We start from the raw sequence: 10,405 nt of genomic DNA on the forward strand, positions 1-10,405 counted from the left end.
AGCCTTTGAGAGGAATGACGATGTCCAAGATTGCGATGAAGACGCCGCTCGTGGAGATGGACGGCGACGAGATGACGCGGGTCCTGTGGGTGTGGGTGAAGGACAAGCTGATCACCCCGTACGTCGATCTGAAGACCGAGTACTACGATCTCGGTCTCAAGCACCGCGACGACACCGACGACAAGGTGACGCTGGATTCGGCGGAAGCGACCAAACGGTTGGGCGTGGCGGTGAAGTGCGCGACGATCACGCCGAACGCCGAGCGCGTCAAGGAATACACGCTCAAGAAGCAGTGGAAGAGTCCGAACGGAACCATCCGCGCCGCGCTCGACGGGACGGTGTTTCGCAAGCCGATCCTCGTGGAGAACATCAAGCCGAGCGTGGTCAGCTGGACCAAGCCGATCATCGTCGGCCGCCACGCGTACGGCGATGTCTACAAGAACGCGGAGATTGCCGTGCCGGGTCCCGGCAAGGGCGAGTTGGTGTTCACGGGCGCGGACGGCAGGCAACTGCGCGCGCTGATCCACGAGTTCGACGGCCCGGGCATCCTGCAGGGCATCCACAACACCGAGAAGTCGATCCGCAGCTTCGCGAAGTCGTGCTTCAACTGCGCGCTCGACGAGAAGGTGGACATGTGGTTCGCCACGAAGGACACGATCTCCAAGACCTACGACCAGACGTTCCGGCTGCTGTTCGAGGACGAGTTCGAGAAGGGCTACAAGGACAGGTTCAAGACCGCCGGTATCGAGTATTTCTACACGCTGATCGATGACGTGGTCGCGCGCATCATGAAGGGCGAAGGCGGGATGCTCTGGGCGTGCAAGAACTACGATGGCGACGTGATGTCCGACATGGTCGCGTCGGCGTTCGGCAGCCTGGCCATGATGACGTCGGTGCTCGTGTCGCCGGACGGCGTGTTCGAGTACGAAGCGGCGCATGGCACGGTGCAGAAGCACTACTACAAGCACCTGAAGGGCGAGAAGACGTCGAGCAACTCGATGGCGCTGATCTTCGCGTGGACGGGCGCGCTCCGGAAGCGAGGGGAACTGGACGGCCTGCCGGCGCTCGGGGAGTTCGCGACGAGGCTCGAGACGGCCTCCCTGGACACGATCAGGGGCGGCGTGATGACCGGCGACCTCGCGCGCCTGGCCACTCCGCCAGCCAGGAAGGTCGTGGGCAGCGAAGAGTTCCTCGATGCCATCGCCGAACGCCTCCGCCACTGAGGACACGAAGGGATCGGGGATCAGGGGTCAGCGAAGGCCCCGATCCCTGCTCCCCGCCTTCTGAATTCTGTCGCCCGACTCCTGGCGCCTGCTCACCAGTTCCTGTTGTAGATGCCCCTGATCTCGTCCGCGTCGACGGCCGGGTCCAGGCTGCGGGCGCGAGCTGCGTCGAGCCAGCGCCGGTTGGGCCGGAGGCGCGCCACGCGGTGGATGTTCAACAGGTGGTCGGTCGAGATGTTGTCGGTGCTGACGTTTCCCGCGTCGGTGCCGCAGGCGAGCGTGAGCGACGGGCGCAGCGTGTTGAACGACGCGCCGATCGCGCCCTGGCTCGAGGGCGTGTTCACCAGAATCCGGCCCGCGTTCATCATGGCGAAGTCGTGGACGACCTGCTCGTCGTTCGCGTAGACACCCACCGTGTGCCCCACGCCGCCCCAGTGATTGAGCGTCGAGCAGGTTTCGACGGCCTCGCTGTAGGTGCTGACGCGATAGTAGGCGAGGACCGGCGCCAGGATCTCGTACGAGAGCGGATGTTCGGCGCCGATACCCGACGGCTCGCCCGCCAGGATTCGCGTCTGCTCGGGCACGGTGAAGCCGGCACGGGCGGCGATGACGTGCGCCGGCTGGCCGACGATCTCCGCCCGCATCCGTTGGCGCGGCACGTCCACGCACACCGCCCCGAGCGCCTGCGTCTGCTGCCCGGTGCAGAAGTACACTCCGCGGCTCTCGAGCATCGGACGGAACTCGCGATCGACGTCCGGTTCGGTGACGAGCGCCTGTTCGCTCCCGCAGATGGTGCTGTTGTCGAACGTCTTCGAGAAGACGATCGACTGGGCGGCGAACGGCAAGTCGGCCGAGCGATGGATGTAGATCGGGACATTGCCGGGTCCCACGCCAAGCGTCGGTGTGCCCGACAACTGTGCAAGGCGCACGATAGAGCTCGTGCCGGTGGCCACGATCAGCGCGAGTTTCGGATGACGCATGATGCGCTCGACGTAATCCGTTTGCGAGCGCGAGACGCACTGGATGGCGTTGGGCGGCGCGCCAGCCCGTTCGGCTGCGGCGGCCAGAATCCGGGCCGCCTCCTTGATGCACTTGCGCGCGCCCCGGTGCGGGCTGAAGATCACCGGATTGCGCGTCTTCATGCAGATCTGCGCCTTGAAGATCGTGGTGGACGTCGGATTGGTGACGGGGATGGTCGCGAGGATCGGGCCGCGCGGCTGGGCGACGTGGCTGACGCCGAGCGTTGCATCGTGAGCGATGACGCCGACGGTGCGCCTTTCGCGGATGTCCTCGAACACGAGCAGGCTGGCGTACGAATTCTTGAGGACCTTGTCCTCGAAGATGCCCATCTGGGTCTCTTCGATCGCGAGGCGCGCCAACTCGATGCGCGCATCCCACGCCGCCCGGTACACCGCCTCGACAATCCGGTCCACCTGTGCCTGGTCGAAGTCCCGAAACGCCCGGGATGCCTCCCACGCCTTGCTGACGATCTCGTCCGCGTACTGATCGATTGGGTCCATGTGAAACCGCGCCTTCGGGGCCAGTTTCATTGTACCCTGAAGCGGGCCGCGGCCCCGCCAGGGTGCTCGCCCTCTTGCCTCCGCGGCCGAGGAGTTCCATGCCTCTCACGACCACCGACGTGCTCGATCGGCTCAAACAACGCTATCCCGACAAGTTCCTCGGGGAACACGAGGTGTTCTCGCATATCCGGCGTGGCGACCGGATCTTCCTCGGCACGGCGTGTGGCGAGCCGCAGCACTTGGTCCACGCCCTCACCGACTACGTAAAGACGCACCCGAAGGCGTTCTTCGACGCCGAGCTGATACAGGTGTGGACGCTGGGTGTCGCGCCCTATACCGACGAGCGCCTGAAATCGAACCTCCGTCTGAACGCCTTCTTCATCGGCAACAACACCCGGGCGGCCATCAACAGCGGGCTTGCCGACTACACGCCGATCTTCCTGTCCCAGGTGCCGGATCTGTTCCGCCGGAGGCTGATTGCGATCGATGTCGCGCTCATCCAGACGTCGTTGCCCGACAGCCACGGGTTCCTGAGCCTCGGCGTCAGCGTCGACATCGTGAAGGCGGCCGCTGCCAGCGCGGCAATCGTCGTCGCGCAGGTGAACCCCCAGATGCCCCGGGTGCACGGCGACGGCTTCGTCCACATCAGCGAGGTCGACTACCTCGTTCCGTTCGACGAACCCCTGCTGGAGTACAGGCCGAACGTGCCCGACGAGATCGCCACGCGCATCGGCAAGTACGTCGCGCGCATCGTCGAAGACGGCGACACGATCCAGGTGGGATACGGCCGCGTCCCGAATGCCATCATGTCGGCGCTCGGCAAGAAGAAGCGACTCGGCGTCCACACGGAGTTGCTGACCGACGGCATGGTCGATCTCATCCGCCAGGGGGTCATCGACAACTCGAGGAAGACGGTCAATCGCGGGAAGACCGTCACCAGCTTCTGCATGGGCAGCCGCAGCACGTACGACTTCCTCGACGGCAACCCGGCGCTCGAATTCCGGACGATCGACTACACAAACAGCCCGCTCGTCATCGCGCAGCACGAGAACATGTGCGCGATCAACAGCGTGCTGGAGATCGACCTCACGGGGCAGGCCACGGCCGAATCGATCGGCCATTCGTTCTACAGCGGCATCGGCGGGCAGGCCGACTTCATGCGCGGGGCGGTGCTGGCCAAGGGCGGCAAGTCGATCCTCGTCATCCAGTCCACCGCCCAGAACGGCAGCGTCTCTCGCATCGTCCCGTTCCTGCGTGAAGGGGCGGGCGCGACGCTCAACCGCGGCGATGTCCACTACATCGTGACGGAATTCGGCATCGCCCACATTCACGGCAAGAACGTGCGCGAGCGGGCGATGGACCTGATTGGCATCGCGCATCCCGCGTTCCGACACCAACTGGTGGAGGAGGCCCGCCGCCTGAAGCTCATCTACGGCGACCAGGTGTTCGTGCCGGGCGAACGCGGCGAGTACCCCGAGCACCTCGAGGCGCGCAAAGCCACGAAGACAGGGCTCCAGCTGCTGCTGCGCCCGGTGAAGATCAGCGACGAGCCGCTGGTGAAGGACTTCTTCTATTCGCTGTCGGACCAGAGCATGTATCGGCGGTTCATGACGCCGCGCCGCGACATGCCGCACGAGAGGCTGCAGGAATTCGTGGCCATCGACTACACGCGCGGGATGGTGATCCTCGCGTGCCTGGATGAGGGCGCACGTTCACCGGTCGTGGGACTGGCTGAGTACTACATGGAGGAAGACGGCCTGAGCGCGAATGTGGCGTTCGCCGTCCGCGACCAGCACCAGAACAAAGGGGTCGGCACTGCGCTCCTCGCCCACCTGACCCAGATCGCCCGCAAGCAGGGGCTCCTCGGATTCACCGCCGAAGTCCTCCGCGAGAACGAGGCGATGCTCCGCGTCTTCGAGAAGATGAAGTTCCCTATCGAGACGTCTACCGCCGGCGACGTGTATCGGTTGAAGATCTCGCTCAAATAGGGCGCCTACGTCTTCCTGGCCACGTGCCGCTCCACCAACCGAATGATGCTGGTGACGGTATCGAATGCTCCGGGCGACGCTTCTTCATCCGGAATCGCAAGCCGAGAACGGTGCTGAGTGCCACGTTCAACGTGTGAAGTGCGCGGAAAGGTGCTCTGTGCGGGGTGCTCCGTGCACTACCCCTTGCGGCGTGCTGGGCACCGAGCATCTGGCACCCAGCACTTAGCACTCTTCCAGATCAATTGTCGTCCATCGTACTGATATCCCCGGTCGGTAACCCCAGCTCCTGCGCACGCAGCACGCGACGCAGGATCTTGCCGCTGCGCGTCTTCGGGACCTTGTCGACAAACGCGATCTCCTGCGGCATCGCCAGCGGGGACAACCGCTTGCGCACGTGGTTCATGATACTCAGCTCGAGGTCTTCGCTCGGCGAGAAACCAGGGCGCAGCGCGACGAACACCTTCACCACTTCCATGTTCACCGGATCGGGCTTGCCGATGGCGGCCGACTCGGCCACGGCCTCGTGTTCGAGCAGCGCGCTCTCGATCTCGAACGGTCCGACGAGGTGCCCGCCGGTGTTGATGACATCGTCATCACGGCCGCAGAACCAGAAGTAGCCGTCCTGATCGAGGCTGGCCTGGTCGCCGCAGATATACCAGCCGTTCAGAAACTTCCCGTAGTAGGTCGGGGCGTTGTTCCAGTAGGTCCGCATCATGCTCGGCCATGGCGGTTTGATCGCGATGAGTCCCACGTGGCCTGGGCTGGTAATCGGTTCGCCCGATCGCGGGTCGACGATGGCCGCCTCGAGCGCGGGGAAGGGTCGGCCCATGCTGCCGGGTTTGACGGGCATTCCGGGCAGGTTGGTGACCATGATCGAGCCGGTCTCCGTCTGCCAGAAGGTGTCGTGGAAGTCGAGGCCGAACGCCTCGCGGCCCCAGCGCACGGCCTCGGGATTGAGCGGTTCGCCAACGCTCGCCATGTGCCGGAGGCTCGAGTGGTCGTGCCGCCTGACCGGATCGAGACCATCCTTCATCAGCATCCGAATGGCCGTCGGCGCCGTGTACCACACGCTGACGCGGTGCTTCTCGATGGTCGAGTACCAGCGGTCGCTCGAGTAGCCGGCGTCCAGCACGACCTGCGTGACGCCCATCACCCATGGTCCGATGATGCCGTAACTCGTGCCGGTCACCCATCCCGGGTCCGCGGTGCACCAGTAGATGTCGTCGTCCCTGAGGTCGAGCACGACCTTCGAGGTCAGGTACTGCGCGAATACGCTGCCGTGCACGTGCAGCGCCCCCTTCGGCTTGCCGGTGGTGCCGCTCGTGTAGTGCAGCACGCTCGGCGTCTCCGCGTACGCCTTGAACGGCGTGAACGACTCGATTCGGTTCGCCATCATCGAGTAGGCCACCTCGCCGTCGCGGAGCGGCCGGCCATCCTCCTCATGGTCGATGACGATGATCGTCTTGAGGGAGGGGATTCGCTCGCGCACGCGCCGGACCTTGCCGAGGTGTTTGCGCTGCGTGATGATGGCCGTCGCCGAGCTGTCCTCCATGCGGGAGTGCAGCGCGTCCTCGCCGAACGCCGAGAACAGCGGTTCGACCACCGCCCCCATCTTGAGGATCCCCATGAAGCCGATGTAGAGCTCCGGCACACGGTCGAGAAAGAGGCAGACCCGGTCGAGATTCTTGATGCCGAGGCCGCGGAGGAAACTGGCCCACCCATTGGTCAACTGCATCAGATCCTGGTAGGTGAACTGACGCAGTTCGCCCTCGTGGTTCTCGTGCAGGAGCGCGACTTTGTCACCCCGCCCGGCCTGGACGTGGCGATCGATGCAGATGTGGGCGAGGTTGATCGGGGCGCCTTCGGTATACCCCAGCTCGCGCTTCGCCAGGTCCCAGGTGATGGTCTTCTTGAGCTCGAGGTAGTCGATGGTGCCAACCAGCGATGAGTCCATAGGGTCCTCCAGGGAGTACATGAGTCGCCAGGGATCACGCCGACGCCGAACGGTATGGGCCGCCAAGACGAACCAGCGGGCACGAGGACGGATTGCCGGCGCAGTCTAGCACAAGAGCCGCTGAACAGACCCGTTGGCGCCATTTCAACACAGAGGCCTCCCCGGCTATACTGCCAAGGAGTTATGCGAACCGATCCACTTCAGTATCTTGGCCAGGAAGTGCAGGCGCTGCGGGACCAGGGCGGGGCGCTCGACATCCGGATCCTCGGCGGTCCGCAGGCGGCGAAGACCTTCATCGACGGTCGGAGCGTCGTCAATCTCTCGTCGAACAACTACCTCGGCCTCACGACGCATCCGCGGCTGAAGGCGATGGCGCTCGAGGCGCTCGAGAAATGGGGCGTGGGCACCGGTTCGGTCCGGCCGATCGCCGGAACGCTCGAGTTGCACGAGGAACTCGAGCGCCGGCTCGCCGCGTTCAAGCGCACCGAGGCCGCGGTCGTGTTCCAGAGCGGGTTCACTGCCAACGCCGGAACCGTCTCGGCAGTCCTCACGCGCGAGGATGTCGTCGTGTCGGACGAACTGAACCACGCGAGCATCATCGATGGCTGCCGTCTCAGCCGCGCGACGATCAAGGTCTTTCCGCACAAGGACGTCGGCGCCGCCCGGAAGACGCTGCGCGAGTTGCCCGCCGGCCAGCGGAAGCTGCTCATCACAGACGGCGTGTTCAGCATGGACGGCGACCTCGGGCCGCTGCCCGCGCTCTGTGAAGTGGCCGAAGAATCCGGCGCCATCATGATGGTGGACGACGCGCACGCGAGCGGGGTGTTCGGCCGCAACGGGCGCGGTACGGTTGACCATTTCGGGGTGCATGGCCGCGTGGACATCCAGGTCGGCACGCTGTCGAAAGCCATCGGCTCGCTTGGCGGCTACGTGGCCGGCACGCGCGCGCTGATCGATTTCCTCCGCCAGCGCGCCCGCCCGTTCATCTTCTCCACATCCCATCCGCCATCGGTCATCGGTGCTTCCCTGGCCGCGCTCGATGTCCTGTTGGAGGAGCCTGAGATCATCGACCGGCTCTGGGCCAACACGCGGTTCTTCAAGAACGGCTTGCACGCCATCGGCTTCAATACCGGCATGAGCGAGAGCCCCATCACGCCGGTCATGGTGGGCGAGTCGGCGCTGGCGATGAAGTTCTCGGCGCGGCTCTTCGAGGAGGGCGTCTTCGCCCAGGGTTTGGGCTTCCCCATCGTTCCGCGCGGCAAGGCCCGCCTGCGAACGATCGTCACCGCCGCCCATACAGAGGAGGAACTTCAGTTCGCCCTGGATGCGTTCAAGCGCGTCGGGATCGAACTCGGCATCGTGTGAGACCGCGGGTTCGCCTCGCCGGTATTCCACGTCTTCCGTCAACTTATTGAATCTACATACGTTTGACAGACTGCAAGAAGGCCGGTGCGCAGTCTTTACATGGCGAAAGGCTGTGTTTGCCGAGGACAGTGTAATTCTTACTCTCACAAGCTGGTCAATTCCAGCGGTTCGCCCCCGACGTTTTAGAACAACCCCTGTTTTTGCAGATACTTATATTCATGGCAACCGAATTGCCACTGGACGCTCTCAGATGCACGTTCTCTTGAGGTGCTCAATCGTGCTCGCCCTGGTCGGTGCCGGGTCCGGGGCCAACGCTCAGACGGGCACCGAAGCCCCTGGCGGCCTCATCTTCAAGAGCGGCGTGGATCTCGTGACGGTGAATGCGGTTGTCAAAGACGACAAGGGGCGAGTGGTGGCGAACCTGACGCGCCGGGATTTCGAGTTGCTCGACGGCGGGCAGAGCCGGCCGATTACCAGTTTCCGCTCAGAACTGGCGCCGGTGAGCGTCGCACTCTTGTTCGACAGCAGCGGCAGCATGGATGTCGCGTCGAAGATGGACGGAGCCCGGGCCGCTGCGCGCCATCTCCTCGCGTGGCTCGATGCCGGGCGGGACGAACTGGCGGTCTTCTCGTTCGACAGCAGGCTGCATCAGGTGCAGGCGTTCCGTACGTATCAGGACGACGAATTGCTGGCCCAGTCGCTGACGAGTATCGCGCCGTTCGGGATGACATCGCTCCACGACGCGATTGCCGCCACAGCGAGGGTCACGGCAACCCGGCCGAATACGCATCGGGCGGTGATTGTGCTGACCGACGGAGTTGACAACAACAGCCGGCTGTCTGCGCCGGAAGTCTCCGGAATCGCCAGTGCGATCGACGTGCCGGTCTACATCCTCGCCGTCGTCTCGCCGTTGGACCATCAGGGCGCGGCCACGGCAGTGAACTCCGAACGCCCCGTTCCGATTGGTGACCTCGCCGATCTTGCCCGTTGGACCGGGGGGGACTTCTTCGTCAGTAGCGCGCCCGCTCAGACCAGCATGGCGGTGCGGCAGATCGTGGACGAGCTTCGCCACCAGTACCTGATTGCGTTCGAGCCGGCCACACGACCCGGCTGGCACGCGCTCGAAGTACGCACGCGCAGCCGACACATGGTCGTCCGCGCCCGCACGGGGTACATGGCGGGTCAGGGTCAGCGGGAATCGGGTCAGCAACACTAGGGGGACCTGTCCTTTTCCTCTCGGATCGGACAGCACCAACAGACAGGGAACGTCATAGGAGGCAGATCATGAGGAACTTCATACTGGGGATGTCGATTGCCGCCCTGGCCGCCACAGGGACCACCGCGTGCGCGACCAAGGGATTCGTCAAGAATCGTGTGGGCGAGGTGAACGACAAGGTCGAGTCCGTCTCGAAGTCGCTCGAAGAGACGCAGGAGCGGACTCGCAAGAACGAGGCGGCGATCAACGAGGCGAACCAGAAGATCGTGCAGGTCGACCAACGTGCGTCCGCGGCGAATCAGTCCGCGAACGAGGCTCGGTCGGCTGCCGACAGCGCGGCGAACAAGGCTGAGGCCGTTGACAAGGCCACCAAGCGGATCGTCTACGAAGTGACGCTCAGCGAGGACCAGGGCAACTTCAAGTTCGGCCGGGCCAACCTGCCGGACGACGCGAAGGCGCGGCTCGACCAGGTGGTCCAGCAGCTCAAAGCGAACCCGAACGGTGCCTATATCGAGGTCGAAGGCTACACCGACGATCGTGGTCCGAAGACCTACAACGAGCAACTCGGCCTCGAGCGGGCAGAGTCGGTGAAGCGGTATCTCTACGAGCAACACCAGATCCCGCTGCACCGGATCAGCGTGATCAGCTACGGTCCCGAGAAGCCGGTTGCCCCGAATACGACCAAAGAAGGGCGTGCGAAGAACCGCCGCGTGGTCATCAAGGTGCTCGTGTAGGAGAAGTGGCGGGCGAGTGGGGTCGGGCTTCCGTGCCCGGCCCCGCCCCCGTTGCCATGGTCAGCACCCCCAGCACCGGCACCTCCAGCACCTTCAGCACCTCCAGCACCGCACCCGCAGCACCTCCAGCACCTTCAGCACCTCCAGCACCGCACCCGCAGCACCTCCAGCACCTCCAGCACCTTCAGCACCGCACCCGCAGCACCTCCAGCACCTCCAGCACCCCAAGCACCTGTACCCGCCGCGTCCCTCCTGTGTTAGTCTCCCGCCATGGCCATTCGCACCGAGCTCACGCTTCGTCTGCAGAACAGCCCGGGGACGCTCGCCCGGGTCTGCCAGGTGGTCGCCGAGGAGCACATCAATATTGTCGCCCTCAACCTGGCTGGTCCCCTCGTGGTGCGGATC

7 protein-coding genes are annotated in these 10,405 nt (G+C 64.5%); 5 read left to right on the top strand and 2 right to left on the bottom strand.

Annotated features, from left to right (window positions below):
- Positions 1-20 precede the first annotated feature (20 nt).
- Positions 21-1,223 (top strand): NADP-dependent isocitrate dehydrogenase, encoded by a 1,203-nt coding sequence (locus tag VGK32_02585; GenBank protein ID HEY3380623.1) that lies wholly within the window; start codon positions 21-23, stop codon positions 1,221-1,223.
- Between the two features lie 92 nt (positions 1,224-1,315).
- Here the strand turns inward: VGK32_02585 and VGK32_02590 are convergent, their stop codons facing one another.
- Entirely contained in the window at positions 1,316-2,743 is a 1,428-nt protein-coding gene (locus VGK32_02590) for an aldehyde dehydrogenase family protein (GenBank protein HEY3380624.1), read from the bottom strand.
- Positions 2,744-2,841: 98 nt separating this feature from the next.
- Between VGK32_02590 and VGK32_02595 the strand changes: the two genes are divergently transcribed.
- Complete coding sequence (locus tag VGK32_02595) at positions 2,842-4,731, top strand: GNAT family N-acetyltransferase (protein ID HEY3380625.1); 1,890 nt, start codon at positions 2,842-2,844, stop codon at positions 4,729-4,731.
- 238 nt (positions 4,732-4,969) lie between these two features.
- Here VGK32_02595 and acsA read toward each other — a convergent pair whose 3' ends face one another.
- On the bottom strand, positions 4,970-6,685 hold the full coding sequence (gene acsA, locus VGK32_02600) for an acetate--CoA ligase (protein ID HEY3380626.1): 1,716 nt from the start codon (positions 6,683-6,685) through the stop codon (positions 4,970-4,972).
- 183 nt (positions 6,686-6,868) lie between these two features.
- Between acsA and VGK32_02605 the strand changes: the two genes are divergently transcribed.
- The 3 genes from VGK32_02605 to VGK32_02615 all read left to right on the top strand — a co-directional run bounded on the left by VGK32_02605 (position 6,869) and on the right by VGK32_02615 (position 10,000).
- Positions 6,869-8,050 carry a glycine C-acetyltransferase gene (locus VGK32_02605; protein ID HEY3380627.1) on the top strand — a complete coding sequence of 394 codons (1,182 nt, stop codon included), beginning with the start codon at positions 6,869-6,871 and terminating at the stop codon, positions 8,048-8,050.
- Between the two features lie 250 nt (positions 8,051-8,300).
- Positions 8,301-9,266, top strand: a complete 966-nt coding sequence (locus VGK32_02610; protein ID HEY3380628.1) for a VWA domain-containing protein — start codon at positions 8,301-8,303, stop codon at positions 9,264-9,266.
- Between the two features lie 68 nt (positions 9,267-9,334).
- Positions 9,335-10,000, top strand: a complete 666-nt coding sequence (locus VGK32_02615; GenBank protein ID HEY3380629.1) for an OmpA family protein — start codon at positions 9,335-9,337, stop codon at positions 9,998-10,000.
- Positions 10,001-10,405: the final 405 nt, after the last annotated feature.

The organism is Vicinamibacterales bacterium, from assembly GCA_036504215.1.
GTDB lineage: Bacteria > Acidobacteriota > Vicinamibacteria > Vicinamibacterales > Fen-181 > FEN-299.

Excerpts from the sequence above, each read along its gene's own strand:
- VGK32_02605 (HEY3380627.1), top strand. The coding sequence starts at position 6,869 with ATGCGAACCGATCCACTTCAGTATCTTGGCCAGGAAGTGCAGGCGCTG.
- VGK32_02585 (HEY3380623.1), top strand. The coding sequence starts at position 21 with ATGTCCAAGATTGCGATGAAGACGCCGCTCGTGGAGATGGACGGCGAC.
- VGK32_02610 (HEY3380628.1), top strand. The coding sequence starts at position 8,301 with ATGCACGTTCTCTTGAGGTGCTCAATCGTGCTCGCCCTGGTCGGTGCC.
- VGK32_02615 (HEY3380629.1), top strand. The coding sequence starts at position 9,335 with ATGAGGAACTTCATACTGGGGATGTCGATTGCCGCCCTGGCCGCCACA.
- VGK32_02590 (HEY3380624.1), bottom strand. The coding sequence starts at position 2,743 with ATGGACCCAATCGATCAGTACGCGGACGAGATCGTCAGCAAGGCGTGG.
- acsA (HEY3380626.1), bottom strand. The coding sequence starts at position 6,685 with ATGGACTCATCGCTGGTTGGCACCATCGACTACCTCGAGCTCAAGAAG.
- VGK32_02595 (HEY3380625.1), top strand. The coding sequence starts at position 2,842 with ATGCCTCTCACGACCACCGACGTGCTCGATCGGCTCAAACAACGCTAT.